Raw genomic sequence first — 26,986 nt, 5'->3', positions numbered from 1 at the left:
GCTGAGATGAGAAACGGAGGGAATACGATGGACTTGACTATGATATTGTTATTGGTGCAAATGTTTTTTGGGATTGTTATTGGTCTGTATTTCTGGAACCTTCTACGGAGCCAGAAAACGAACCGTAGTGCGGTGGATCGGGAATCTCGGAAGGAATTGGATAAGTTGCGCAAATTGCGCTCTATTTCACTTACTAAGCCGCTGGCTGAACGCACACGTCCTGCCACGTTACAGGATATCGTCGGTCAGAAGGATGGGCTGCGTGCGCTCAAGGCGGCGTTATGCAGTGCGAATCCGCAGCATGTCATTATTTATGGCCCCCCTGGTGTAGGGAAAACGGCAGCCGCACGTGTGGTGCTGGAAGAGGCCAAGAAGAATCAGTCCTCCCCGTTCAAAGGGGATGCTAAATTCACGGAAATTGATGCCACAACGGCCCGTTTTGACGAGCGTGGTATTGCGGACCCGTTAATTGGTTCAGTACATGATCCAATCTACCAAGGGGCAGGAGCGATGGGGGTAGCAGGTATCCCTCAACCTAAACCCGGAGCTGTAACGAAGGCTCATGGAGGGGTGCTGTTTATTGATGAGATTGGCGAGCTGCATCCAACGCAGATGAATAAGCTGTTGAAAGTGCTGGAGGACCGAAAGGTATTTTTGGAAAGTGCATATTACAATTCAGAAGATTCGCATACGCCTGCTTACATTCACGATATTTTTCAAAACGGTTTGCCAGCGGATTTCCGCTTGGTTGGTGCGACGACCCGTTCACCGCATGAGCTGCCACCTGCTATTCGATCCCGGTGCATGGAAATTTATTTCCGTGCCCTGCAGCCGCAGGAGATTGCTCGTATTGCTGAAGATGCTGTACACAAGCTAGGCTTTGGTCCTTGTCCAGAGGCAGTAGAGGTTGTACAGCGTTACGCGACCAACGGCCGGGAGGCAGTCAATATGATCCAGCTTGCTGCTGGTTTGGCACTTACCGAGAAAAGGGAACGACTCGATGCTTCGGACGTGGAATGGGTAGCGGGTAGCAGCCAAATTCAACCCCGTCCTGATCGGAAAATACCGGGCTTGCCGCAAATCGGATTCGTTAACGGATTAGCCGTATACGGTCCGAACATGGGGATGCTGCTGGAAATTGAAGTTACTGCGGTTCCGGTTCCCGAAGGAAAGGGAAGCTATAATATTACGGGTGTTGTGGATGAAGAAGAGATCGGAGGTAACTCCCGAACACTGCGTCGTAAGAGCATGGCTAAAGGCTCTGTAGAAAATGTTCTGACTGTTTTGCGTACGCTCGGTTTATCCCCCTCCAATTACGATCTGCATATCAATTTTCCTGGGGGTACGCCAGTAGATGGTCCGTCGGCAGGGATTGCAATGGCAACAGCTATTGCCTCTGCAATGCGGGGAATTCCGGTGGATCATGAAATTGCCATGACTGGCGAGATTAGCATCCATGGCCGAGTCAAGCCGATTGGCGGCGTATTAGCCAAGGTCGAAGCTGCTTTTCAGGCTGGTGCCAAAAAAGTGATCATTCCACAGGACAACTGGCAAGCTCTTTTTGATAGCATTGAAGGCCTAAAAGTCATCCCTGTACAGTCGGTGACCGAAGTGTTCCGTCATGTGTTCGGAGAAGAGATGACGACGGATGCGCCTGTACATGCGCCAATTGAGACTTTTCGCCCATCCCAGTCCTCCTTGTTACAGGCGGATGGAACGCATAATGGGACGATTTCAGATACAGGATCTTGCTAATGAACTAGTCTTTCATTGGTTTTTTTATAAAACATTTGATAAAATATGAAAGATAACAACGTGAGGATTGTAAAATCCGGAACCTGAGAATCACTGGAGGTGCGAAAGCGATGGGACCCACCAAGACAAAAGGTCGTCGTTTTCCTTTGCTGCCTTTAAGAGGACTTCTGGTTTACCCGAGCATGGTTCTGCATCTCGATGTGGGCCGGGAAAAATCGGTCAAGGCTTTGGAAAAAGCGATGGTTGAAGACAATTTGATTCTCCTGTGTTCTCAATCAGAAGTTAATATTGAAGAACCCACACAAGAGGATATTTTTCGAGTCGGCACGGTAGCCAAAGTACGCCAAATGCTCAAGCTTCCCAACGGAACCATTCGAGTATTGGTGGAAGGGCTGGAACGTGCTGAGATTATTCAATATACGGACAATGAAGAATATTACGAGGTAATGGCGAAGGAACTGCACGAGGCAGAAAATGTGCAGCCTGAAACGGATGCGCTTATGCGCACTGTATTAACTCAGTTCGAGCATTATATCAATTTGTCCAAAAAGGTAACACCGGAGACTCTCGCTGCGGTATCTGATATTGAGGAGCCAGGACGCCTGGCTGATGTGATCACAAGCCATTTGACGCTCAAAATTAAGGAAAAGCAGGATATATTGGAGACGATCGACGTAACTCAGCGTCTGGAGAAGCTTCTAGATATTTTAAACAATGAGCGTGAAGTGCTGGAGTTGGAACGTAAAATCAACCAGCGTGTGAAGAAGCAGATGGAAAAGACGCAGAAGGAGTATTATCTGCGTGAACAAATGAAGGCGATTCAGAAGGAACTTGGTGAGAAGGAAGGTCGCGCAGGAGAAGTTGAAGAACTACGCAACCAGCTAAGTGAACGAGAGTTGCCGGTTCCGGTGAAGGAGAAGGTCGAAAAGGAAATTGACCGTCTGGAAAAAATGCCGGCAAGCTCTGCCGAGGGTGGTGTCATCCGCAATTACGTCGATTGGCTGTTAAGCTTGCCGTGGAACAAGTTCACCGATGATGATCTTGATATTGTCAAAGCAGAAGAAATACTCGATAACGACCATTACGGGCTGGATAAGCCCAAGGAGCGGGTGTTGGAGTATTTGGCTGTGCGCAAACTGGTGAAGACCATTAAGGGACCCATTCTGTGTCTCGTAGGTCCGCCAGGAGTCGGCAAGACCTCGCTGGCTCGCTCGATTGCCAAATCCATGGGTCGGGAATTTGTCCGCATCTCTCTCGGAGGTGTGCGGGATGAAGCGGAAATCCGTGGTCACCGCCGGACTTATGTTGGCGCGATGCCGGGTCGGATTATTCAGGGAATGAAGACCGCAGGAACATCTAATCCAGTCTTTTTGCTGGATGAGATTGATAAAATGGCCTCCGACTTCCGGGGCGATCCATCGGCGGCATTGCTCGAAGTGCTCGATCCTGAACAAAACAACACGTTCAGTGACCATTTTGTTGAGTTGCCGTTTGATCTGTCCAACGTGATGTTTGTAACGACAGCCAATGCTGCACATAATATCCCGCGTCCGCTGATGGATCGTATGGAGACGCTCTATATTCCCGGTTACACCGAACTGGAGAAGTTGGAAATTGCCAATCGGTATCTCCTGCCCAAGCAGAAGAGAGAGCATGGCTTGGGAGAGGAACAGTTGGTTATTGGGGAGGATACGCTGCTGCGTGTCATTCGTGAATATACCCGTGAATCTGGTGTGCGTAATCTTGAACAGCAAATGGCTTCTCTATGCCGCAAGGCGGCGAAGTCAGTTGTATCCGGTGGCGAAGGACCGATTGAAATCACACCGGATAATTTGAAAGATTATTTGGGTATCGCCAAATTCCGTTACGGTGTAGCAGAACTGGAGGATCAGATCGGTACGGTTACAGGCTTGGCGTGGACAGAGGTCGGTGGTGAAACACTGATGATTGAAGTGACGGTCGTGCCTGGGAGCGGGAAACTGATCCTTACGGGTAAACTAGGAGACGTTATGAAAGAATCCGCTCAGGCGGCATTCAGCTACACTCGTTCCAAAGCAGTCGATCTGGGCATCGAATTGGATTTCTATGAGAAAAATGATATCCATATTCATATTCCTGAGGGAGCAATTCCGAAGGATGGTCCATCTGCCGGAATCACGATTGCTACTGCATTAATTTCGGCTTTGACCAACCGTCATGTATCTAAGGATGTAGCGATGACGGGCGAAATTACCCTGCGCGGTCGCGTATTGCCGATTGGTGGTTTGAAAGAAAAATCGCTGGCTGCCCATCGGGCAGGCTACAAAAAAATTCTGCTTCCCAAAGATAATGAACGGGATTTGAAGGATATTCCCGACAGTATCCGGCAGGATGTTGAATTTGTCCCCGTTGCCCATATGGATCAGGTGTTAAAGCATGCTTTGGTTGAGCAGGCAAGGGTACATTAGAGAGGAATTAAAGACACAATGAAAGTAACAAAAGCAGAATTTATAATAAGTGCGGTTGGTCCGGATCAGTTTCCTGTGGACGCTTTGCCAGAGATTGCTCTGGCGGGGCGCTCCAATGTTGGAAAATCATCACTGATTAATCGGATGATTAACCGTAAAAATTTGGCGCGTACCAGTTCTACGCCGGGTAAAACTCAGCAACTCAATTATTACCGGATTAATGATGAGCTTTATTTTGTCGATTTTCCCGGTTACGGTTATGCTAAGGTATCCAAAACGTCACGTAAGGCTTGGGGACAAATGATTGAGTCTTATTTGCTGGAACGTGAGCCGCTCAAGCTGGTGCTACAAATGGTAGATTTGCGCCACCCACCGTCCAAGGATGATATCATGATGTACGACTGGCTGCGTCATAACGGGCTTCCTGTCTGTGTTGTAGGTACAAAAGCAGATAAAATCCCTAAAACACGTCGAGAAAAGCACTATAAGGTAATCAAGCAGGAACTTGGAATACTTCCCGGGGGTTTGTTTATCCCCTTTTCATCCGAAGAAGGCATGGGCAAGGAAGAGCTGTGGTCGGTCATCTCCAGTTATATCGAGAATGACGACGAAGAGCAGACGGAATTGTAAGGTTAGGGGCGTCCTTAAGGGCGCCTTTTTTTTATGAAGTTGGATTCAAAACATTAAACTCACTAAAAAGGTAGGAATAATATATAATAAACAAAGGAAATCGTGGGATTTAAGCATAAAAGTGAGCATATGGAGGATAATACAGCTGCGATTCCGGTATTTTCCGTTTATCTTCGATGAATGGCGGATATTTATGATTTGATACGCAAGAAAGCGCAACAGGTCTGATGTATAATAAAGTATAAAGCTTACACTAAAGGTTCAGGAAAGAATTGAGGAGATTGGTATGGCACAGCGGTTAGCCACAGAGTATGTAAAAACCACTTTGACCTTGTCAGAAACCCAAATGGACGAATTTTTGCAGGCAGTGGATGATCCCCAGGTGCATTACCGCATTAAAGTTCTGGATAACGGAAGACAGGAAATCGTTCTAGAGCATATTGCGGGTGAGGAAGTTCATTTATTTTTTGAAGCCAAAGAGGGAGCGTTTGTTTGTGAATTAACTTGCCGCTTAGTTCATCCACAGCTAACCCTGTTTATACGCCAACTATTTGTTCGCTTTAAGGGTGAAGGTATTGTTTACCGCATGTATCAAGGATTCACTATGGTGTATTTTTATAATGAGGGTGCGGTCCGCAAAATTATGGAAAAGAATGCGGAAGGCTCTAGGCTGGTGTTTGAATATAGAAATACAGTGCAAGAACTGCAGCAGCTTTTTCAACATCAGAACGTCGAAAATGAAATAGCAGATATATACAACCTCATTAATTCGTTACTTGACGAACGGAATTTGGCGCGTACTTTCTCTGAGCTGGAACAGATTGACCATAAGCTTCGGATGAGTTGCTCCAAATTATTTGCACTGGAAGCTTAAAAGGCTGAATATATGGAATGAATTGTTATACAGTGTAGTCCCTTTCTTTGCCGAAAGGGGCTTTTTTATTCCAAAAAAATGATTGCATTTGCTGCACATAGATGTTATTTTTAATCTCGTTGAAAATGAATATAGGAACCAGGATTCACTCAGGACATTGAATGTTGCGAGAGGTTATCCCTCGGGAAGTGAATGACGTAGGTCCTAGCGGATGAAATTTTTTTCAAACATTTTATTCCTAGGAAGGGGGAACCGAAAGATGGAATTGGAATACTCAACTTTCGGAAGACACGTTGCCGTAGATACTTGGGGTGTTGAGTTTGAATTACTGAATGATGCGCAGTTTCTGGAGGCTCAATTAGTTGAAGCTGCTGAAGCTTGCGGAGCAACGGTGATGTCCGTTCAATCCAAGCAATTCGAACCACAGGGAGCTACCGTGCTTGTACTGTTGTCGGAGAGTCATCTCTCTATTCATACGTATCCTGAGAGAGGGTTTGCCGCTATTGATTGTTATACTTGCGGTGAGACTGTTGATCCGCAGCTGGCTATTGATTACCTGGTATCCGTTCTAAAACCGAAAAAAACATATGCGAAGAAGCTAATTCGCGGCTTGGGAGAACTTCAGGTGGAATCACCGAAGTGCAAGTTAGCTGAGTTGGTATAAATCTTTTTTTATGGAGCCTTTTGTGCGTCCTATATTATAACCATGGAACAATTCCATGGTTATTTGTTTTAAAAGTAGTTCAAACTAAACTAAAACATACAGAACGTGCTGGATGTTTATGAAAGCTATCCAATTTTCATAAACAATTCATAAAACAGCCGAAGGGGATTCGGACTTCTGTGATATAATTAACATAGTTTATGATAACAATGAGTATTCTTATTACAGTTTAGGCAGGTGAATTTTACAATGCACATCGTCGTTGTTGGGTTGAATTATCGTACGGCGCCTGTGGAAGTCAGAGAACGGTTTACATTTGCAGAACAGGATTTGCCAAAAGCGCTGGAGCAACTCAAACTTACCAAAAGTGTGTTGGAGGGCGTAGTTGTCGCAACCTGCAATCGGACTGAAATATATGTTGTGGTCGACCGCCTTCACATGTGCGGTTATTTTATACGCAGTTTTATGGAGCAATGGTTTGGTATTCCTCGTGATCAGTTTACACAACATTTATATATATATGAAGACGAGCAGGCAATTCGGCATTTGTTCCGTGTGACTTGTGGTCTGGATTCCATGGTCATTGGAGAAACACAAATTTTGGGTCAGGTAAAGAATGCTTTTCTCCAGGCTCAATCTCAGAAAATTACAGCAACGTGGTTTAATATGCTGTTTAAGCAGGCCGTCACATTGGGCAAGCGTGCCCATTCGGAGACGTCTATTGGAGAAAGTGCCGTATCTGTTAGCTATGCAGCCGTTGAGCTGGGCAAACGGATTTTCGGGATGTTTACGGATAAAAAGGTACTAATCCTCGGTGCTGGTAAAATGAGTGAGCTTACCGTTAAGCATTTGTACAGCGGCGGAGCTGCCGAGGTTATTGTAGCAAATCGAACTTTGTCCCGCGCCGAGGATCTGGCCTCCAAGTTTAATGGAACACCAGTTACGATGGAGGAAGGCATGAATCGGTTGGCGGATGTGGATATTGTGATTAGCTCGACTGGTGCTCAGGGGTATATTCTGGATCGCAACCGTGTCGAAGCCAGTATGAAACGTCGTCAGTCTCGTCCTTTGTTTATGATTGATATCGCGGTTCCGCGCGACTTGGACCCGGCTATTGGCGAATTGCAGAATGTTTTCCTATATGATATTGATGATCTGGAAGGGATCGTGGAGAGCAACCTGGAAATGCGTCGTACTGAAGCTGCAAAAATCGAGCATATGATCGAAGATGAGCTTAGCGAGTTTTATCAATGGTTGAAAACGATGGGAGTGCGTCCGGTGATTCGTGCATTACAGGAAAAAGCGGAGTCTATACATCAGGATACGCTGGAAAGCTTGTATAACAAGCTTCCCGAGCTGGATGAACGGCAGCGTAAAGTGATAAGCCGCTTGACGAAAAGTATGCTGAATCAGATGATGCATGATCCGATCAATCGGGTTAAGGAACTGGCTGTCCAAAAGCAGGGAAATGAGGCGTTAGACATGTTTAACCACATTTTTGCTCTGGAGGATCGTTTGGAGGACGCCGCTCAGAAAGTAGATAAAAGCGATGCATCTGCGTTGATAAAACCGGAGGCTGGTGTTCATGGAAAAACCGGTCAGGCTCAGGCTTTGCCAGCGTCGTTTGCGCCGGCCAGCCTGTAAAGGTGGGTGAACAGACATGGCCTCAGGCATGCTTATATATGATTCAATGATTTATGTTTTTGCCCTGAGCCTTCTGTTTGTATTTTCGGATGGAATTCGTCGCAATGCGAATGCTAAACGGACAGGTACAGGGCTTCTTCTTATCGTTGTAGTGCTCCAGCTTGTTTTTATGGGAATGAGAACCTGGAATGAAGGGCATCTTCCCATTTTGGTGACCTACGACTTTCTGTTTCTGTTCTCATTTATTCTGGTGCTGATTTCTTTGATTTTGTCACGTTATCAGCGATCGGAATTTGCGGTATTGCTGCTTAATATCATTAGCTTTGCTGTTCTTGTGCTTAATAATATATGGATGGAGCCGATCGACAACCCGCTTGGAAATTGGCATACAGTACATGGGCTGCTTCTGATTCATATTGCGCTGGCTAATCTTGGCTTTGTCGCGATGACGGTAGCGGCTGTATTTTCGGGCTTGTATCTGTTTTTGCATCGTAAATTGAAAGTCAAGAAATGGAATGACACGATCAAGCGCCTGCCGAGTCTGGAAATGATGGATCGGTATACACATATGGCGCTGTTAATTGGTACTCCTCTGCTGGGAGTTTCTATTGTCGTGGCTGTCATTTCTATTATTGCCGAGGAACGCTGGCGTCTTTTACTAGATACCAAAGTGCTGATGACAGCGATTGCCTTATGCGTGTATATTGTATTTTTAGTGAGCAAAAGATTGAACCAGCGTTCAGGCCTTGTCATGGCAAAGTGGTCTTTGGTTGGCTACACGCTACTAATTCTTAATTTTTTGCTGAATTCCTGGTCTGTATTTCATCAGTGGACGGGAGAGTGAAAAGCCATTTGCAGCATTTTGTCCCGATTTCGTTGAATTGTAACAATAAGCTCTGTTGTGTTGTAGGCGGCGGCAGGATTGCGGAACGAAAGGTTAAGGGGATGATGGAAAGTGGGGCGTCCATTACCGTCATTAGCCCGAATATAACGCCGGATTTACAGGTCCTGGCCGATCACAAGCAGCTCCACTGGGTAAATCGCGTATATCGCGAGGGTGACCTCCAGGGAGCCTTTCTTGTATATGCCGCTACGAACCAGAGAGAAGTGAATAATAAGGTTGCGCATGAGGCCAGACAAAGGGGTATACTGGTAAATGTGGCGGATCGCTCGGAAGAGGGAGATTTTATAACGCCGGGTATCATCCGACGAGGGAGACTGACGATTAGTATTTCCACAGAAGGGGCAGGCCCCGCTGTGACCGCTAATATTAGATCAGCCTTGGATACGTTGTTCGGTAGCGAATATGAGCCTTATCTGGATTTCATGCACGATATGCGGCAGATCATCAAACGCAAGATAAGTTCCCCACAGCAAAGGACCAAACTATTAAGACGCTTGGTTAATAGCGGAATTTTGGAACAAATACGACGTCATGAATTTATGGCTTGGACCGAAAAAGAAATAGATTTATGGATTGCGCAAAATCAGGAGGAATAACATGCGAACAATTGTGGTAGGCAGCAGACAGAGCGCTCTAGCGTTAACTCAGACCGGGCATGTCATTGAGGATTTGAATGCGCTGTGCGCGGAGCATGGATTGGATTTGCAATTTGTCATCAAAAAAATCCTGACCAAGGGTGATCGGATATTGGATGTAACCTTGTCCAAAGTGGGTGGCAAAGGGCTTTTTGTCAAAGAGATTGAACAGGCCATGCTGGCTGGTGAAATTGATATGGCAGTACATAGTATGAAGGATATGCCGTCCGAATTGCCGGAGGGTCTTGTCAATGGCGCTGTACCGCGCCGTGAGGACCCACGCGATTGCCTAATCACATTGGGCGCCAAGAGTCTGGAGGATTTGCCTTCAGGAGCCAAGGTGGGCACAAGCAGCTTGCGCAGAGCCAGTCAAATCAAGTCCATGCGTCCTGATCTACAATTGGAGCCAGTACGTGGCAATATTGATTCCCGTCTGAAAAAGCTGGAGACGGAAGGTTTTGACGCCATCATTTTGGCAGCAGCAGGCTTGCACCGGATGGGCTGGAAAGACCGAATTACGTCCTATATACCAGAGGAGGCATGTTTGCCGGCAGTGGGACAGGGAGCGCTCGGTATTGAATGCCGTGCGAGCGATGAAGAGCTGTTGGCATTGCTGCGTCTCTACAACCACCAGGATACCTCGGCTACGGTTGAGGCAGAACGAACTTTTTTGGGTGTGTTAAATGGGGGATGCCAAGTGCCAATCGGCGCTCATGCAGTCTGGGCTGGTCAAGAAATCAGTCTCACAGGGATGGTAGGCTCGCCAGATGGCGAGGTTATTTTGAAGGAAACGCTCCAGGGAAATGATCCGCAGAAGCTGGGAGAAGCGGTGGCGGCCAGTTTGATAGCCAAAGGAGCGGAACAGATTCTGGCGCAGGTGAGGGGATAATGGAATGGTGGGAAAGGTATATTTAGTAGGTGCAGGACCCGGAGATGCAAGATTAATTACGGTTAAGGGTTGGGAGTGCATTCAACTGGGCGATGTCATTGTGTATGACAGACTGGCAAGCCCTCGCCTCTTGGGGCTGATGAAGCCAGGGGCCCAAAAAATATATGTCGGCAAGCTGCCAGATCGTCACACCATGAAGCAAGAGGAAATTAATCAGCTGCTGGTGGATTTAGCTTTGGAAGGAAAGACAGTCGTCCGGCTCAAAGGGGGAGATCCCACTATTTTTGGCCGAGTTGGCGAGGAAGCCGGGCTGCTGCGTAAACACGGCATTTCCTATGAAATCATACCTGGTATCACATCAGCTATCAGCGTGCCTGCCTATGCAGGCATTCCCGTTACACATCGGGATATGGCTTCGTCGCTGTCTATTATTACAGGTCATGAAAGTCCGGATAAACTCGATAAAAGTATTCATTGGGATAAAGTAACGAACGCAACGGGGACACTGATCTTTATGATGGGTGTAGCGAAGATCGGCTATATCAGTGATCAGCTGATAAAGCACGGTAAGCCGTCCGATACTCCAGTTGCATTGATCCGTTGGGGGACCCGCGCCGAGCAAGATACGCTAGTGGGCACGCTGGCGGATATTGAAGCCAAGGTGAAGGCAGCGAATTTCCAACCGCCCGCCGTCATCGTTGTCGGAGAAGTGGTCAATCAGCGTGAACAGTTAAAATGGGCAGAGGATATGCCTTTGTTCGGGAAGCGAATTTTGGTTACTCGCGCACGCGCGCAGGCCAGTAGTCTGGTTCACCGGATTGAGGAGCTTGGAGGCGAACCTTATGAGTTCCCAGTTATCCAGACCGTCGTCCCTTCGGACGAGCAGGCAAAACAGAAAATCAAAGAGGCGTTTGCGCGGCTTCCTGAATATGACTGGGTGTTTTTTACCAGCGTTAACGGAGTGGAGTACTTTTTCACTCACTTAAAGGAACAGGGCAAGGATGTACGTGCGCTATACAAAGCACGTATTGCCGCGGTCGGACCAGCTACAGCAGACGCGCTTCGGGCGCACGGAATTGTAGCAGAACAGATCGAAGGTCCTTTTCAGGCAGAGGGTTTACTTGAAGCGTTTGAGCAAGATTTGCAAGCAGGGCAAAACGTATTTCTTCCAAGAGGTGATCTCGCTCGCTCCTGGCTGCCAGATCAGCTGAGGGAAATGGGACTTCGTGTGACCGAGGCTGATTTGTATCAAACGGTGCTGGCGGCCAACACACAGGATGATGAACTGCTCAAGTTGCTGGAGGAGCGTGCCATTCATGCGATTACGTTTACCAGTTCCTCAACCGTAACCTTTTTCCTGGAAGCCCTCAGACAAATGGGGATCAGTGATCCAGTCTCCCTGCTGGAGGGAGTTACGATCGCTGTGATCGGTCCCTTGACTGGTGAGACAGCAACCCAAGCTGGCTTGACTGTCAGTTTGATGTCAGAGAAGGCGACCATTGAAAGTCTAATTCAATCGCTATGTGACTGGAAACAATCAAGTACGGTTATGACATTATAAATTTTAATTTTTACAAATGAATGTATAAAAAAATGGAGGTTTGTAACTATGAGTGTCCCTTTTACCAGACATCGTCGTTTGCGCCAGTCGGCTGCCATTCGCAGCATGGTGCGTGAAACGGTATTGAATCCGGCAGACTTTATCCAACCGATCTACGTAACATTTGGTACTGGAGTGAAACAGGAGATTAGCTCCATGCCAGGCGTATACCGTTTTTCTTTGGATCGGCTGGAAGAAGAGCTGAAAGAAATTAGTGAGCTTGGCATTCCTGCTGTGCTCCTGTTTGGCATACCAGAAACCAAAGACAGTGTAGGGACTTCAGCTTTTGTGGACAACGGTATTGTTCAGGAAGCTACTCGTTTGATCAAGTCACGTTATCCCGAACTGCTGGTCGTGGCAGACACTTGCTTGTGTGAGTTTACGGACCATGGACACTGCGGTATGGTGCACATGCATGAGCATGATGGTGAGGTATGCGGTGAAGTATTGAATGATGAATCTCTGGAGGTGCTGGTACGTACAGCCGTTTCTCAGGCGAGAGCCGGTGCAGATATTATCGCTCCTTCTAATATGATGGACGGTTTTGTACAGGCGATTCGGCAAGGACTAGATCTGGAAGGTTTTTCACATATTCCGATTATGTCGTATTCCGTTAAATATGCGTCTGCCTTTTATGGTCCTTTTCGGGAAGCTGCTGATTCTGCGCCGCAGTTCGGTGACCGCAAATCCTATCAGATGGACCCTGCCAATGCACGTGAGGCGTTGCGGGAAGCGGAGTCTGACGTGATGGAGGGTGCGGACATGCTGATGGTGAAGCCTTCTCTTTCTTATCTGGATGTAATGCGCACCATTAAGGACCAATTTGATTTGCCTATGGTGGCTTACAACGTCAGTGGTGAATATGCAATGGTCAAAGCGGCAGCCCTCCAAGGCTGGATTGATGAAAAAGCGATGGTACTGGAGATTCTGACAAGCATGAAGCGTGCCGGTGCGGATATGATTATTACCTATTCTGCCAAGGATGCGGCAAGATGGTTGAAGCAATAAGTGTATTTTTTAGAAGACAGGAGTGATTAGAATGATCGACGAACAACGAACAGTACGCAAGGATACGCGTTCCAAAGCAGCTTTTGATGAGGCAAAACAGTATATTCCGGGTGGCGTGAACAGTCCGGTTCGAGCTTTTAAATCCGTAGGTATAACACCGGTATATATCGATCGTGGAGAAGGATCGCGTGTATATGATATCGATGGTCAATCCTATCTAGACTATGTATGTTCATGGGGACCGCTTATTATGGGCCATGCGCATCCCGAAGTGGTTAAAGCTTTACAGGCTGCTGTTGTAAAAGGAACCAGCTTCGGAGCCCCAACGTTGGCGGAAACGGAAATGGCGAAGCTCGTATGTGAGCGTGTTCCTTCTATGGACATTGTTCGCATGGTCAACTCGGGAACCGAGGCGACGATGAGTGCGATACGACTCGCGCGTGGATTTACAAAACGTAGCAAAATTCTTAAATTTGAAGGCTCTTATCACGGTCATGCGGACAGCTTGCTGATTAAAGCGGGCTCTGGTGTTGCGACCTTAGGTCTACCTGATAGTCCGGGTGTACCTGAAGTCGTGGCCACACATACAATCACCGTCCCTTATAATGATTTGGCATCGGTGAAGCTGGCTTTTGAGAAATTTGGTGAAGAGATTGCTGCTATTATTGTCGAGCCGGTAGCCGGCAATATGGGTGTTGTACCGCCACAGCATGGATTTTTGGAAGGTTTGCGTGAGGTAACCCAGCAGCACGGAAGTCTACTAATTTTTGATGAAGTGATGACTGGATTCCGGGTGGGACTTCATTCCGCTCAAGGGCGCTTTGGTGTGACGCCGGATCTTACGTGTCTAGGCAAAGTAATTGGTGGTGGCTTACCTGTAGGTGCATATGGCGGTCGTCGCGACATTCTAGAGCAAATCGCGCCATCTGGCCCCATCTATCAAGCGGGTACGCTTAGCGGAAATCCGCTGGCTATGGCAGCAGGTTATTCGACGCTTAAATTGCTGACACCAGAAGTATATGATCGCCTGGAAGAGCGGGCAGCACGACTTCAGGCCGGATTCGAACGTAACGCGCGAGAGCTGGGGATTCCTGTCACGATCAACCGTGTAGGTTCTATGGTGTGTCCGTTCTTCACAGACGAGAAGGTTGTCAATTTTGACACTGCTAAAACGAGTAATCAGGACCACTTCCGCCGTTACTTTACTGAAATGGTGAATGAGGGCGTTAGTGTAGCTCCATCTCAATTTGAGGGCATGTTCGTATCAGGTGTGCATACAGTTGAGGATATTGATGCTACCATTGAAGCGAACTATCGCGCGCTCAAACGTCTATGAGTTGGAAAGGCACCTGGAAAAGAAGAGGACCGTGGCTGGAAGTCACACCGGGGCGAGAAATTGCAACTGATGAAAATCGCGCTGAAGCTGTGGACCGCTGGTTGTTGAACCGTCTGGGATTACCAGACAAGCTGTGGCGCAGGCTACGGCATGAAAAAGGGATTGAACTTACAGGGGACCGGCTGCGGCTGGCCCTTTTTCCTGTAGTGGACCTCGGCGTCATCCCACGCTGGTATGATTTGAAGATACTATACGAGGATGATTTTTGCTTGGTCGTACACAAACCAGCGGGTATGGCGGTCCATCCAGACGGTGGTGTAAAGGATGGTCCGCTGACGTTGGATCATGCTGTCGCATCCTATTATGAAATTAACGACATTCATACAGCAGTACGGCATGTACATCGTCTGGATGTGGACACGACAGGCCCGGTACTATATGCCAAAAATGAATTTGCGTTGCTCAAGCTGGACGAACAAATGCGAGCTAAGGACATCGGTCGTCGTTATGTAGCTTTGGTACGAGGGAAAGTACCTCCATCGCTGCGGACGTTGGATTGGCCGATTGGCAAGGATAGGCATCATAAACAGCGCCGCCGTGTATCCCCAACCGGGCAGAAGGCGGTTACCCATGTGGAAGTTGGTGAAGTATGGGGGAGTGGTCCGAGTGCGGTCAGTCTCGTGTATCTGACGCTGGAGACAGGCCGGACGCACCAGATACGCGTACATCTTAGTCATGCTGGCTATCCTTTGCTTGGGGACGTATTATACGGCGGTCGTGCTGTTGATTTTGGTAGGCAGGCCCTTCACGGAGAGCGCCTTACCTTCTGTCATCCGCTGAGCGGCGAAACGATAACCGTGGAGGATGCTTGGCCGGATGATTTTCAAAAGCTGCACAAACAGCTATAAAAGATGGCATGCCTTCTATTTTGGCGCATATACTTGAACCTAGAAACGGTTTGCAATATGGAGTTTCCGTGCGCCTGACACGAGTCAGAGGATGTGCGGAGGCTGCCCAAAGGAGGATGCCATCCTTGAATAAACAACAGAATGATCAGCCGCAAGGCTTGCGTTTTGATATTTATGAACGCATTCATTTGACGGAGGAAGCTGCCGGGATTGCCGAGTTGGAGGAAATTGAGCTTCTGCCACGCATTCAGGTTGTAACCCACGGCGACCATGCCGCTTTGCGAGGGCATTTGCTGCTGGAGGGCGTGTACCGCACACCTGAACAGATCACGAGCGAGCTTCATCATTTGATCCCTGTGGAAATTACCATTCCGCTGAACCGGGTAGGAAGATTGGAAGATATCTCTGTGGAGATTGAAAATTTTGATGTGGACCTGCTCTCTTTACGCAGTCTAAACATTACAGGGGTTCTTTCTTTGCATGGGGTGGAAAGCTCTCATGCAGAGGAGACAGCGGTTTGGCTGGATGAGGAGTTTACTGTGGTGCATGCACCTGAACATCCGGCTCCATCTCTTTCCGGCGATGGGGAGCATCGTCACGAAGAGGCCTATTCTACCCAAGACTCGGCATTCAACAACTATACAGACTCGGAAACTTCATACACAATAGCAGAGCAACAGGAGTCAGCGTACTGGGAACAGCCGTCAGAGGATCAACTTGAACAGAAGTCATCATTGGAGCAGCAGACTTATGACCCGATAGTAGATCCGAATCGATATTATGAGCCATGGACGGGAAAAGCAATTGAAGACAGTTCTTCCGAAGTGAAGCATGAGCAGGAGTCACCGGAAGTGTGGGGAATTCAGCAAGAGGCAGTAGGGACGGTAGGAGATGAGCCTAAAGTATCTTCTACATCTCCCAATGTAGCATACGACTCTTTGCTGTCGGAGCCGCATTCTGACACAGAGTCGGAGATTTATTTGGAGCCGCAGTTGGAAGCAAGTCAGGGGAATGACTTTGACTTCAGGCCTGAGGCGTCAGAACAGGTAAACCATGAAGTTCATGATACCTTTACTGAGGAAAAGCCAGAGATGCGCGTGGCTTTTAACAGTAAAAAGGATGAAGGAGCAGACGAGCCGGACCCGGTTGTCTACTCATCATTGCTTCAATCCAGCCGTTCGGTAAAAGAAGCGGAACACCAGCAGCAGCTGGAACATGAACCGCAAGGTCAGGATCAGAAAGTCGACGAAGAGCGTGAGGATGCCAAGTGGAAAAATCTTTTTTTCCATACACAGGATGAAACGCCTTTCCGCAAGGTAAGGTTATGCATTGTACAGCGCGAGGATACACTGGAAACGATAGCAGACCGTTATCAACTCAGCACACGGGAGCTTCAATTGTATAACAGATTGGCAGAGCATCATGTAGAAGAAGGGCAAGTATTGTACATCCCTTGATTCGGTTGCTGAAACATGCGACGAAGTGCTGGCTATAGTCAATGAGAAATGGGTGTTGACTATAGTCAATGGGAAATGTATGATGTGGTATAGTTATTGAAAGACTGAGATCGGGAAGAGTAGGCAGCAAGCCCTTCAGAGAGTGGAATTGCAGCGCTGTGAGGTTCCGCAGGAAGCTACTGGCCGAAGTCACCCGGGAGTCGCCTGTTTGAACGGTTCCTCATTTCATTCCTTCGGAAGATAAGAGGTTCACGGTAGAATAAGGCCGGTCCGCAACCGTTATCTGCATAAAGTGTCACACCATGTGTAATGGATCAGTGGATACATACACTAGGGGTGAAACAAAGGTGGTACCGCGAGAGAACAGCCTTTCGTCCTTTGAGGATGAAGGGCTTTTTTTATTTGCCAATTGAAAAATCATGGAGGTATCCTGATATGTCAGAACAAGACAACAAGACAACCTTGGAAATGCCAACAACGTATGATCCCAAATCAGCAGAACAAAAATGGTACAAAACGTGGATGGAGAAGGGCTATTTCCGCGCCGGGCAACATCCAGAGGCAGAGCCTTTTACAATCGTTATTCCACCACCCAATGTTACGGGTATGTTGCATATTGGACATGCTCTTGACTTTACTTTGCAGGATATTATTATCCGCGCCAAGCGGATGCAGGGTTATGATGCCTTGTGGCTTCCAGGGGCAGACCATGCAGGTATTGCTACTCAAACAAAAGTAGAGCAGAAGCTGCGTGAAGAAGGCCTGACTCGCTATGATTTGGGCCGTGAGAAGTTTTTGGAAAAAGTGTGGGAGTGGAAGGATCTTTATCTGGACAATATCCACAACCAATGGGAAAAAATGGGCTTTTCTCTCGATTATTCCCGTGAACGTTTTACATTGGATGAGGGACTGTCCAAAGCGGTACGCGAAGTATTCGTTAAACTGTACAAAAAGGGCCTGATTTATCGCGGTAAACGCATCATTAACTGGGACCCTGCTGCACGTACTGCGTTGTCGGATATTGAGGTGGAATACAAAGAGGTGAATGGAAATCTATATCACCTGCAATACCCACTGAAAGACGGTAGCGGATTTATTACTGTAGCCACCACACGTCCTGAAACGATGCTGGGCGATACGGCTGTAGCTGTACATCCGGAAGATGAACGCTACAAGCAAATGATCGGCAAAACGCTTGTGCTTCCAATCATAGGGCGTGAAATTCCGGTCATTGCGGATGACTATGTGGATAAAGATTTCGGTAGCGGCGCTGTTAAAATCACACCGGCTCACGATCCGAATGACTTTGAAATGGGACAACGTCACCAGTTGCCACAAATTACGGTGATGGACGAGACGGGAACCATGAATGCTGAAGCAGGCAAATATCAGGGACTGGATCGCAGCGATTGCCGTAAGCAAATCGTCGCTGATTTGAAAGAGCAGGGTGTACTAATTCGTATTGAAGAGCATGTACACCAAGTAGGCCATAGTGAGCGTTCAGGTGTAGTTGTAGAACCTTATCTGTCCACGCAATGGTTCGTGGAAATGAAGCCTCTGGCAGCTAAGGCGATTGAAGCACAGAAGGCTGGCAACGGTGTAAACTTTGTGCCGGATCGCTTTGAGCGTACTTATCTGCATTGGATTGAAAATGTGCGAGATTGGTGTATTTCCCGTCAATTATGGTGGGGACACCGTATTCCGGCTTGGTATGATGAAGAAACCGGAGAAGTGATTGTATCGGCGGAGGACCCTACCACTTTGCCTGAATATGCCGGTAGAAAGCTCAAACAGGATGAGGATGTACTCGATACTTGGTTCAGCTCTGCTTTGTGGCCGTTTTCGACCCTGGGTTGGCCTGAGCAGACAGAGGATCTCAAACGCTATTATCCGACTAATGTTCTAGTTACAGGCTACGACATTATTTATTTCTGGGTATCGCGTATGATTTTTACCGCGCTGGAATTTACGGAAGAGATTCCGTTCAAGGACGTACTTATGCACGGTCTGGTTCGTGACGCGGACGGAAGAAAAATGTCCAAATCCCTGGGCAATGGTGTTGATCCGCTCGACGTGATCGAACAATATGGTACCGATGCTATGCGTTATATGATCTCCACCAGCAGCACGCCTGGACAAGACCTTCGTTTCCGCTGGGAACGTGTGGAGCAGGCGCGTAACTTTGCCAATAAAATCTGGAATGCATCACGTTTTGCGCTGATGAATCTGGAAGGCGTCACTGCGGCAGATATAGACATTACCGGTGACTTGAGCACCGTTGATCGTTGGATTCTGCACCGTCTAAACGAAACTTCACGCGACATCACGCGTCTAATAGATGCTTATGAATTTGGCGAGACAGGCCGCCTTCTGTACAACTTTATTTGGGATGATTTGTGTGACTGGTACATTGAGTTTGCGAAGCTTTCCCTATATGGCGATAATGCAGAGGCGAAAAAGAAAACACAATCCGTCCTTGCCTATGTTTTGGATCGGACACTACGCATGATTCATCCGTTCATGCCTTTTATCTCCGAGGAAATATGGCAGCATCTTCCGCATGAGGGAGAAACGATCACACTAGCTGCTTGGCCTGCTTACGATCCTGCTTTCGAGGATAAGGATGCGGTCGCTGAAATGAATTTGCTGATCGACGTGATTCGTGCTGTGCGCAATATCCGCGCTGAAGTCAACGTGCCGATGAGTAAAAAAATTGAATTGCTCATAAAACCCGGCGATCAAGCCGTTCTTGATATCATTAACCGCAATGGGGAGTATGTACGTCGATTCTGTAATACGTCTGAATTCGACGCGGGATTAGAGTTCACCGCTCCAGATAAAGCCATGACATCTATTGTTAGCGGCGCAGAGCTATACCTGCCGTTAGCCGGACTGCTAGATATTGCCCAGGAAATTAGCAGACTCGAAAAAGAACTTCAGCATTTGAACAGTGAAGTGGAGCGCGTGGAGAAAAAGCTCTCCAACCAAGGCTTCGTGGCAAAGGCACCAGCCAAAGTCATCGAGGAAGAGAAGGCCAAGCAAGCCGATTACTCAGATAAGCGCGCTAAAGTTATCGCACGTATTGAAGAACTCAAGGGATAATTTCACTCACAATAAAATGACCTGAAGGTGAAGAGGATGTCAGATACGATCAGGGGCGGCGACATAGCCCCTTTACAAAATTATGATGAAGCAGTGGAATGGATTAACGGGTTGATTCCGTTTGGCATTAGACCCGGACTGGAACGAATCGAACAGCTGATGAGTAGACTGGGTGATCCCCAACGACATCTGAAATTTATTCATATTGCGGGAACCAACGGTAAGGGCTCGACTTGTGCCTTTCTAACCTCTGTGCTTCTGAAATGTGGATACGATGTTGGGACCTTTACTTCTCCGTACATCACCCGATTTACAAACCGTTTTCAATTCAACGGGACCGATATTCCAGATGAAACGCTGGTTTCACTCGCCAATCGCTTGTATCCGTTGGTGAAAGAAATCGCTGATAGTGAGTTGGGATCACCCACGATGTTTGAGGTGTCCACAGCGTTGGCTATTTTGTACTATGCTACGGTAGCTTTTCCAGATGTTGTGGTATGGGAGACAGGTCTCGGGGGAAGGATGGATGTAACTAATATCGTGAGTCCTATCGTCTCGGTTATTACGAATGTCGGCTATGACCATACGGACATTTTGGGAGATACACTGGAACAGATTGCAAGAGAAAAGGCTGGGATCATCAAGCCGGGTGTACCTGTCGTCAGTTGTGTTTCCCAGCCCGAGGCTATTCAGGTCATACGTGAAACGGCGGCCAAGCAAGGAGCTACCTTGTACCTGGCAGGAGAACAATTTACGTATGAACGGTTAAATGGGAATGAAACAGGTCAGACCTTTTCATTCGCTGGACCCTTCCGGCATATGGAAATCGACATCACGTTGTTAGGCGAGCATCAATGTTCTAATGCGGCAGGAGCTATGATGGCACTTGAAGTCCTACGTCAGTATATGGCTTTTGTGTTGGATGATGCGGATCTGCTGGAGGGCTTTAGGCAAGCTGCCTGGGCAGGGCGTCTCGAACAAGTCAGTACCTCGCCGAGAATTGTCCTTGATGGGGCTCATAATCCAGAAGGGGCTCAGACGCTGGCCAAGAGTCTCCCACAAGTGTATTCGTACAAAAAATTGGTTTTAATGATGGGAATGCTGTCAAACAAGCATCATGAGGCATACTTGCAGCATATACTGCCACTAGTGGATACGCTTATCCTGACCGAGCCCGATTTTCGCCGCAAAATGAATGCCGCTGATTTGGCTCATCTCGTGGAGAAGCTGCGGCCGTCTTATGCCAAAACGGATTTAAAAATTATTGTAGAAGGTGACTGGAAAAAGGCTTTAAGCCTGTTTCAGTCACATACGGAAGCGGAAGATCTGGGGGTGGTGTCCGGCACGCTGTATCTTATTGCGGATGTACGGGCTACCCTTATGTATCAAACCGATTCGGAAAAAGGTTGGTGAAATTTGTTGATTACTTCGGAACATGTTCATTTTATCGGTATCGGCGGCTACGGGATGAGCGCGATTGCTCGGGTCATGCTGGAGATGGGATATACCGTGACTGGCTCAGATGTGGCATCACAGGAGCTGACAGAAAAACTGGCGGCAAAAGGCGCAAAAATATATATTGGACACACGCCTGAACATATTGCAGGCGCAGATATTGTTGTCTATTCAACAGCATTGTCACGTGACAATGTAGAGCGGGTGGCAGCGGAAGAATTGAATATTCCAACACTGCACCGTTCGCAGATGCTGGCTCGCTTGCTTAACGAACGTAAGGGAATAGCGGTTGCGGGTGCGCACGGGAAAACGACGACCTCTTCCATGATCGCTCTGGTTATGGAGAGATGTAACGTTGATCCAACGTATATTATTGGCGGCGAAATCACGAATTTGGGAACGAACGCCAAAGCGGGTAAAAGCGAGTTTGTCGTTGCCGAGGCGGATGAGAGCGATGGTTCTTTCCTGCAATATCATCCTTGGCAGGGTATCGTAACCAATATTGAAGCGGATCATTTGGAAAATTACGATGGCGATTTTAATCGGCTGAAAAGTGCTTACGTACAGTTTTTAAGTCAAATTCGGCCGGATGGAGCAGCTATTGTATGCGCAGATGATCAGAACATCCGAGAGATGTTGCCTCAGCTCCAAACTCGGGTCATTACTTATGGGGTAGAGCATGAAGCGGATTACATGGCGACAGATATCCAACTAGGTGACCGCCGATTAAGCTTTACGATGAGTCGTAAGGGAACAGCACTCGGAACTATTGAATTGTCTGTACCGGGTAAACATAACATGTATAATGCGATGGCTACGGTGATTTCATGTTTGGAAACAGGAATTCCATTTGATCAAATTGCTGCAACTATTGTGGAATTTCACGGAGCAAAACGTCGTTTTCAAGTGCTAGGTGAAGGCAATGACATTTTGATTATTGATGACTATGCGCATCACCCAACAGAGATTGAGGCTACGATCAGTGCAGCGAGAGCGACTGGCAAGCGTATTATTGCCGTGTTCCAGCCACAACGCTACAGCCGTACCTTTTTCCTGTTGGATGCGTTCAGCCGTGCTTTTAGCGAGGCTAATGAAGTGATCATTACCGATATTTATTCACCAGCGGGAGAAAAACAGATTGAAGGTGTGCATTCTTCCAAACTGGTGGATTTAATCGTCCAAAACAGCAATGCGAATGCAGTCTATTTACCGACCAAAGAAGCCGTGATCGAAGAGCTGAAAGATCGGTTACAGCCGGGTGATCTAGTGCTGACAATGGGAGCAGGGGATATTTGGAAAGCTGGCGACGCATTAGCACGCCATCTTCGCGGGCAACAAGTGTAATAGGTATAAACATGGGCTGTTACGCCAATGAATTATAGCTTTGAAGGGTATTCCGAACACGAAAGTGTTTCGGGATACCTTTTTTTGTAATGCCGTGGCATATTTCCTCAGCTTGACTCATACAACAGACTATGAGGAAGTATGGGACAAGGAGGGAGTGCATCCATGAACAAGGCCAAGATGACATTCCGGTTCGATCAACAGTTGCCGGAAACAAGCCGGGAGGATAAGCTACAGGTGCTTCCGAACAAAAATGAGTCGTTTACGAACGGACAGCGTGACATGATTAGAGATACGGAGTTACACCACGATGATGAGCTTTATCAAACTGATAACCAGCGTAAAGGAATGGAACGGACTAGTAGTATGGAGAAACATACTCGAACTACACAACATCCAGAGCTCGGCAAACCTGTGGAGACGAATAAACGCACTGCAACTCGGCGCTTTACTCCAACATTGAGGGTACAAGAGGGATGGGACGACCCTTTTGGTCGTTCGGCAGCTTCCTGGTCAGATGCAGACGTTCTACCGGAAAGTCCAGAAGAGGATGATGTTGAAGAGGCCTATTATTCCGGTCAAGAGTATAGAAAGCGTCCACCTCACCCTTCCAGATGGAGATTAATCGGTTCTGTAGCCAGTGCGTTGGTGACTGGGGGCATGTTCGGATATATTATGTTGTTACTGTTTAACGGAGGTAGTATGGTCCCGGGATCTGATTCTTTGGATAATGAGGCTGTAGCCGTTTTCAAAGAATCTGTTGATGTCGATACAACGTCTGCAAAAGAGAATGCTGCCCCTGTTACCATCGTAGCGACTCAAGTGCCTCCACAAACCTATTACTTGCTGCAATACGGGGTTTTCAGCACTCCAGAGAGGGCTTTACAGGCAAAGGAAGAACTGTTGAAGGCAGGCATTGCAGCAGGAGGGGATAGCGAGGATCAAAACCGAGTATATGCAGGAATATCGTCGGATAGGGAGCAAGCCAAGTTGCTTAGTAATCAATTGAAGACACAAGGAGTGGAATTGTATGTCCGCGAGCTCGAATTACCCGGATTCGAAAAAGCGGCTTACGGAGGTAATGGTGATAAACTCACTACCTTTTTTCAGTTAAGCAACTCATTAGTGGGCAAGCTGAGCGGACTATCCTCAACTTTGCTCAGAGAAGAAGGCCCAAATACGGTGCCAGCCTCCGACATGAGCGAGCTGAACGACCTGCATCAGCAGTGGACACAAAATATCGCTGCACTTCCCACTGGTCTTCCGAAGGAAGCGGCTGCCACCGCAACTTCGCTTGAAAAGGCGATGAACAGCGCAGTCTCTGCACTTGGAGAATATAACAAGAACACAGCCAAGGAACACATTTGGGAGATTCAGTCCTCCATGATGGAATATGTTTTGCGTGAGAAGGAATTTATCCAATTCATAAAACAGTAGACTAACCATACTTTCCGGCAAGGAACTGGAAATAGTTCCCCATGCCGGATTTCTGTTTGTATTGCAGTACAAATCACCGTATAATAATGAAGGTGTCAAAAAATGGCGAGGGAAGATCAGGATGAAAAAAAATGTAGGAATGCTTATACTGTTTTTGTTGCTCGGTTGGCTTTTGGGTGCCTGGATTGCTAAGGCCCTTCAATCGGTCAAAGTCCTTTCCTTTCTGACCCACCCCACTACGATATCCTGGTCGCCGAGAGCGGATCTGGATATTATCAGCTACAACATAACGATAAATTTTGAATTGAGCCTGCTTAGTCTGATCGGCATCATCGCCGCATTCTGGCTGTATCGCAGGCTCTAACTGATGAAAAGGAGCTTCCCTTATGGACGGGAAAATTACGCCCCGCATTATTCTGGCATCGACTTCACCAAGAAGGAAGGAATTACTCGCATATTTGAGACTCCCCTTTGAGGTGGTGCCGAGTCATGCGGATGAAAGCACGCCTGAGAGCTGGACGCCTCAGCAAATCGTGGAGACCCTTGCGGCCCGCAAAGCCGAAGCGGTCGTGCGCACTGCCGCACAGTCCGAGGAAGCTGGATTGGTGATTGGCAGTGATACGATTGTCGTGCTGGAGGATTCGGTATTGGGCAAGCCTGCTGACCATGCGGACGCGGTTCGTATGTTGACTGCATTGCAGGGAAGAACACACCGTGTGTACACTGGGGTAGCCTGCATACATACCGGAACCGGCAAGATGCTTGTTAGACATCGCCAAACGGAGGTCACAATGAAGCCTCTGACCCAAGAGCAAATTGTGGCATACGTAAATACTGGAGAACCGTCTGACAAAGCAGGATCGTATGGCATTCAAGGCATGGGTGCTACGTTGGTGGAATCTATTCAGGGTTGTTATTTTAACGTCGTAGGATTGCCGCTTTCTTTGCTGTCGGACATGCTGTCCGATTTTGGAGTGAATGTGCTGCGTCCATAAAAGGGGATAAACATATGCTGGAGTCGCCAATACTGATGCTTCGCGACCTCCCCCATGAAGAACGACCAAGAGAGCGCATGATGACATATGGGGCGGATGCCTTGAGCAACGCGGAGTTGCTAGCAATACTACTGCGTACAGGAACACAAAGTGAATCATCTCTGCATTTAGCGCAGCGTATTTTGCAGCAAGCAGGGAATTTGCGTCAACTGGTGGATATGAGTCTGAGCGAGTTGACCCAGATTAAGGGCATTGGAAATGCTAAAGCGATACAGCTAAAAGCGGGGATCGAACTCGGGCGTCGATTAGCATTGTCACGCCACTTGGAGACCCCGGTGATTAGTTGCCCACGGGATGTGGCAGATCTGCTGTTTGAACAGCTTCGCTATTTGCAGAAAGAGCATTTTGTTTGCCTGTTTTTAAATACCAAAAACCATGTCATTGCTCAGGAAACGCTATCTATGGGCAGCCTGAATTCCGCCATCGTGCATCCTCGTGAAGTATTTCGGGCTGCAATCAAGTGCAGCAGTGCTTCGATTATTTGCGCTCATAACCATCCGAGCGGTGATCCGAAGCCAAGCCCGGAAGATGTCCAGTTGACTCGCCGCCTGATGGAAGCGGGCAATATCGTGGGCATCGACGTGCTTGATCATATTGTGATCGGGGACGGGACCTTTGTAAGTTTGAAGGAACAAGGTCTGATATAATATAATATTTAAATCAAACATTTAAACATGACCGGATAAACCGGCCTGAATAAACCGTTTATACAGGGATAACAGATTTCAGGGAAGAGAAAAGGAGATTAACATCATGCTGGGTGGCTTTACAAAAGATTTGGGAATTGACTTAGGAACGGCAAACACGCTTGTATACGTAAGAGGAAAGGGAATCGTGGTTCGTGAACCATCTGTAGTTGCTTTGCGTACAGATACAAAAACCATTGAGGCTGTTGGGGAATCTGCGAAAAAAATGATCGGTCGCACACCGGGAAATATCCGTGCAATTCGTCCAATGAAGGATGGAGTCATTGCTGATTTTGATACGACTGCAACGATGATCAAATATTTCATCCGTCAGGCGCAAGCACAACGTTCATTGTTTCCGCGCCATCCGAACGTGATGGTTTGCGTGCCTTCGGGCATTACTGCAGTGGAACAGCGTGCTGTTGAAGATGCGACCAAGCAAGCAGGCGCAAGAGAGGCGTACACGATTGAAGAGCCGTTTGCAGCGGCAATTGGCGCTGATCTGCCGGTATGGGAGCCTACAGGCAGTATGGTTGTCGATATCGGTGGAGGTACAACCGAAGTCGCGGTCATTTCCTTGGGAGGGATCGTAACAAGTCGTTCTGTACGTGTAGCTGGCGATGAAATGGACGAGTCCATCATTCAATACGTGAAACGTCAATACAACCTGATGATTGGTGAACGGACTTCTGAGCAGCTGAAAATGGAAGTTGGTTCAGCTATGCCATTAGAGCAAGTGGAAACATCGGAGATCCGCGGACGCGATCTGGTAACAGGCTTACCGAAGACAATTACGATTACCTCCGATGAAATCAGCGAAGCATTATCGGATACCGTTAATGCGATCGTGGACGCAGTCAAAGTAACATTGGAAAAATGCCCTCCCGAGCTGGCGGCGGACATCATGGATAGAGGAATTGTACTGACTGGTGGTGGAGCACTACTGCGCAACCTAGATAAGCTGTTGGCAGGTGAGACCGGAATGCCGGTGATCGTAGCGGAAAATCCTCTGGATTGTGTGGCAATCGGTACGGGTAGAGCACTGGAAAATATCCATTTGTTCAAATCGCGCAGCAGTTCTGCCGTCCGTTCCAAACGTTGAATCGGGGGTGTAGGAACTGTTTAAGCTGTTTGGCAATAAAAGACTATTTGTTCT

Annotated in this window: 22 protein-coding genes; all 22 read left to right on the top strand. The window is 47.7% G+C overall.

Annotated features, from left to right (window positions below; translation table 11 throughout):
- Positions 1-27: 27 nt before the first annotated feature.
- The 22 genes from lonB (at position 28) to KSP24_RS12540 (ending at position 26,932) form a co-directional block, all read left to right on the top strand.
- On the top strand, positions 28-1,755 hold the full coding sequence (gene lonB, locus KSP24_RS12645) for an ATP-dependent protease LonB (protein WP_216975260.1): 1,728 nt from the start codon (positions 28-30) through the stop codon (positions 1,753-1,755).
- Between the two features lie 110 nt (positions 1,756-1,865).
- Positions 1,866-4,202, top strand: coding sequence for an endopeptidase La (gene lon / locus KSP24_RS12640; protein ID WP_025678468.1), 2,337 nt, complete (start codon positions 1,866-1,868; stop codon positions 4,200-4,202).
- Between the two features lie 18 nt (positions 4,203-4,220).
- On the top strand, positions 4,221-4,832 hold the full coding sequence (gene yihA / locus KSP24_RS12635; RefSeq protein ID WP_013372691.1) for a ribosome biogenesis GTP-binding protein YihA/YsxC: 612 nt from the start codon (positions 4,221-4,223) through the stop codon (positions 4,830-4,832).
- Between the two features lie 286 nt (positions 4,833-5,118).
- On the top strand, positions 5,119-5,706 hold the full coding sequence (locus KSP24_RS12630; protein ID WP_013372690.1) for a hypothetical protein: 588 nt from the start codon (positions 5,119-5,121) through the stop codon (positions 5,704-5,706).
- Between the two features lie 265 nt (positions 5,707-5,971).
- Positions 5,972-6,370 (top strand): adenosylmethionine decarboxylase, encoded by a 399-nt coding sequence (speD, locus tag KSP24_RS12625; protein ID WP_025678464.1) that lies wholly within the window; start codon positions 5,972-5,974, stop codon positions 6,368-6,370.
- 249 nt (positions 6,371-6,619) lie between these two features.
- The gene (gene hemA / locus KSP24_RS12620) at positions 6,620-8,014 is read left to right on the top strand and encodes a glutamyl-tRNA reductase (RefSeq protein ID WP_216975259.1); all 1,395 of its coding nucleotides are present in this window, start codon (positions 6,620-6,622) and stop codon (positions 8,012-8,014) included.
- A 16-nt stretch (positions 8,015-8,030) separates the two neighbouring features.
- Entirely contained in the window at positions 8,031-8,858 is an 828-nt protein-coding gene (gene ccsA, locus KSP24_RS12615) for a cytochrome c biogenesis protein CcsA (protein WP_216975258.1), read from the top strand.
- Between the two features lie 8 nt (positions 8,859-8,866).
- Entirely contained in the window at positions 8,867-9,514 is a 648-nt protein-coding gene (locus KSP24_RS12610; RefSeq protein ID WP_216975257.1) for a precorrin-2 dehydrogenase/sirohydrochlorin ferrochelatase family protein, read from the top strand.
- Between the two features lies 1 nt (position 9,515).
- Complete coding sequence (hemC, locus tag KSP24_RS12605) at positions 9,516-10,442, top strand: hydroxymethylbilane synthase (RefSeq protein ID WP_013372685.1); 927 nt, start codon at positions 9,516-9,518, stop codon at positions 10,440-10,442.
- 4 nt (positions 10,443-10,446) lie between these two features.
- A complete protein-coding gene (cobA, locus tag KSP24_RS12600; RefSeq protein WP_025678459.1) occupies positions 10,447-12,003 on the top strand; it encodes a uroporphyrinogen-III C-methyltransferase in 1,557 nt (518 codons plus the stop codon).
- A gap of 48 nt (positions 12,004-12,051) precedes the next feature.
- Positions 12,052-13,050 (top strand): porphobilinogen synthase, encoded by a 999-nt coding sequence (gene hemB / locus KSP24_RS12595; RefSeq protein ID WP_013372683.1) that lies wholly within the window; start codon positions 12,052-12,054, stop codon positions 13,048-13,050.
- A 31-nt stretch (positions 13,051-13,081) separates the two neighbouring features.
- Positions 13,082-14,386, top strand: coding sequence for a glutamate-1-semialdehyde 2,1-aminomutase (gene hemL, locus KSP24_RS12590; protein WP_025678456.1), 1,305 nt, complete (start codon positions 13,082-13,084; stop codon positions 14,384-14,386).
- On the top strand, positions 14,383-15,294 hold the full coding sequence (locus KSP24_RS12585) for an RluA family pseudouridine synthase (protein WP_025678453.1): 912 nt from the start codon (positions 14,383-14,385) through the stop codon (positions 15,292-15,294). Before hemL ends, KSP24_RS12585 begins: the two co-directional genes overlap by 4 nt.
- A 125-nt stretch (positions 15,295-15,419) precedes the next feature.
- Positions 15,420-16,751, top strand: coding sequence for a LysM peptidoglycan-binding domain-containing protein (locus KSP24_RS12580; RefSeq protein ID WP_216975256.1), 1,332 nt, complete (start codon positions 15,420-15,422; stop codon positions 16,749-16,751).
- A 435-nt stretch (positions 16,752-17,186) separates the two neighbouring features.
- Positions 17,187-19,853, top strand: a complete 2,667-nt coding sequence (locus tag KSP24_RS12575) for a valine--tRNA ligase (RefSeq protein ID WP_013372679.1) — start codon at positions 17,187-17,189, stop codon at positions 19,851-19,853.
- 36 nt (positions 19,854-19,889) lie between these two features.
- The gene (locus tag KSP24_RS12570; protein WP_058712271.1) at positions 19,890-21,266 is read left to right on the top strand and encodes a bifunctional folylpolyglutamate synthase/dihydrofolate synthase; all 1,377 of its coding nucleotides are present in this window, start codon (positions 19,890-19,892) and stop codon (positions 21,264-21,266) included.
- A gap of 6 nt (positions 21,267-21,272) precedes the next feature.
- Positions 21,273-22,652 (top strand): UDP-N-acetylmuramate--L-alanine ligase, encoded by a 1,380-nt coding sequence (gene murC, locus KSP24_RS12565; RefSeq protein WP_216975466.1) that lies wholly within the window; start codon positions 21,273-21,275, stop codon positions 22,650-22,652.
- A 165-nt stretch (positions 22,653-22,817) separates the two neighbouring features.
- Positions 22,818-24,089 carry an SPOR domain-containing protein gene (locus KSP24_RS12560; protein ID WP_216975255.1) on the top strand — a complete coding sequence of 424 codons (1,272 nt, stop codon included), beginning with the start codon at positions 22,818-22,820 and terminating at the stop codon, positions 24,087-24,089.
- A gap of 121 nt (positions 24,090-24,210) precedes the next feature.
- On the top strand, positions 24,211-24,453 hold the full coding sequence (locus KSP24_RS12555) for a DUF4321 domain-containing protein (RefSeq protein WP_013372674.1): 243 nt from the start codon (positions 24,211-24,213) through the stop codon (positions 24,451-24,453).
- A gap of 22 nt (positions 24,454-24,475) precedes the next feature.
- Positions 24,476-25,084, top strand: a complete 609-nt coding sequence (locus tag KSP24_RS12550; RefSeq protein WP_216975254.1) for a Maf family protein — start codon at positions 24,476-24,478, stop codon at positions 25,082-25,084.
- 14 nt (positions 25,085-25,098) lie between these two features.
- Entirely contained in the window at positions 25,099-25,791 is a 693-nt protein-coding gene (gene radC, locus KSP24_RS12545; protein WP_013372672.1) for a RadC family protein, read from the top strand.
- A gap of 106 nt (positions 25,792-25,897) precedes the next feature.
- Positions 25,898-26,932: a rod shape-determining protein gene (locus KSP24_RS12540; protein ID WP_013311600.1), complete on the top strand. Its 1,035-nt coding sequence runs from the start codon at positions 25,898-25,900 to the stop codon at positions 26,930-26,932.
- Positions 26,933-26,986 lie beyond the last annotated feature (54 nt).

The organism is Paenibacillus sp. AK121 (genome assembly GCF_019042715.1).
Taxonomy (GTDB): Bacteria; Bacillota; Bacilli; order Paenibacillales; family Paenibacillaceae; genus Paenibacillus; species Paenibacillus polymyxa_C.
Note: the sequence above shows the minus strand (reverse complement) of the source record. Positions and strands in the feature narration are given on the sequence as shown.

Bases quoted from the DNA above. Each gene is read 5' to 3' on its own strand.
- lonB (WP_216975260.1), top strand. From the start codon at position 28: ATGGACTTGACTATGATATTGTTATTGGTGCAAATGTTTTTTGGGATT.
- lon (WP_025678468.1), top strand. From the start codon at position 1,866: ATGGGACCCACCAAGACAAAAGGTCGTCGTTTTCCTTTGCTGCCTTTA.
- yihA (WP_013372691.1), top strand. From the start codon at position 4,221: ATGAAAGTAACAAAAGCAGAATTTATAATAAGTGCGGTTGGTCCGGAT.
- KSP24_RS12630 (WP_013372690.1), top strand. From the start codon at position 5,119: ATGGCACAGCGGTTAGCCACAGAGTATGTAAAAACCACTTTGACCTTG.
- hemA (WP_216975259.1), top strand. From the start codon at position 6,620: ATGCACATCGTCGTTGTTGGGTTGAATTATCGTACGGCGCCTGTGGAA.
- ccsA (WP_216975258.1), top strand. From the start codon at position 8,031: ATGGCCTCAGGCATGCTTATATATGATTCAATGATTTATGTTTTTGCC.
- hemC (WP_013372685.1), top strand. From the start codon at position 9,516: ATGCGAACAATTGTGGTAGGCAGCAGACAGAGCGCTCTAGCGTTAACT.
- cobA (WP_025678459.1), top strand. From the start codon at position 10,447: ATGGTGGGAAAGGTATATTTAGTAGGTGCAGGACCCGGAGATGCAAGA.
- hemB (WP_013372683.1), top strand. From the start codon at position 12,052: ATGAGTGTCCCTTTTACCAGACATCGTCGTTTGCGCCAGTCGGCTGCC.
- hemL (WP_025678456.1), top strand. From the start codon at position 13,082: ATGATCGACGAACAACGAACAGTACGCAAGGATACGCGTTCCAAAGCA.
- KSP24_RS12585 (WP_025678453.1), top strand. From the start codon at position 14,383: ATGAGTTGGAAAGGCACCTGGAAAAGAAGAGGACCGTGGCTGGAAGTC.
- KSP24_RS12575 (WP_013372679.1), top strand. From the start codon at position 17,187: ATGTCAGAACAAGACAACAAGACAACCTTGGAAATGCCAACAACGTAT.
- KSP24_RS12570 (WP_058712271.1), top strand. From the start codon at position 19,890: ATGTCAGATACGATCAGGGGCGGCGACATAGCCCCTTTACAAAATTAT.
- KSP24_RS12560 (WP_216975255.1), top strand. From the start codon at position 22,818: ATGAACAAGGCCAAGATGACATTCCGGTTCGATCAACAGTTGCCGGAA.
- KSP24_RS12555 (WP_013372674.1), top strand. From the start codon at position 24,211: ATGAAAAAAAATGTAGGAATGCTTATACTGTTTTTGTTGCTCGGTTGG.
- KSP24_RS12550 (WP_216975254.1), top strand. From the start codon at position 24,476: ATGGACGGGAAAATTACGCCCCGCATTATTCTGGCATCGACTTCACCA.
- radC (WP_013372672.1), top strand. From the start codon at position 25,099: ATGCTGGAGTCGCCAATACTGATGCTTCGCGACCTCCCCCATGAAGAA.
- KSP24_RS12540 (WP_013311600.1), top strand. From the start codon at position 25,898: ATGCTGGGTGGCTTTACAAAAGATTTGGGAATTGACTTAGGAACGGCA.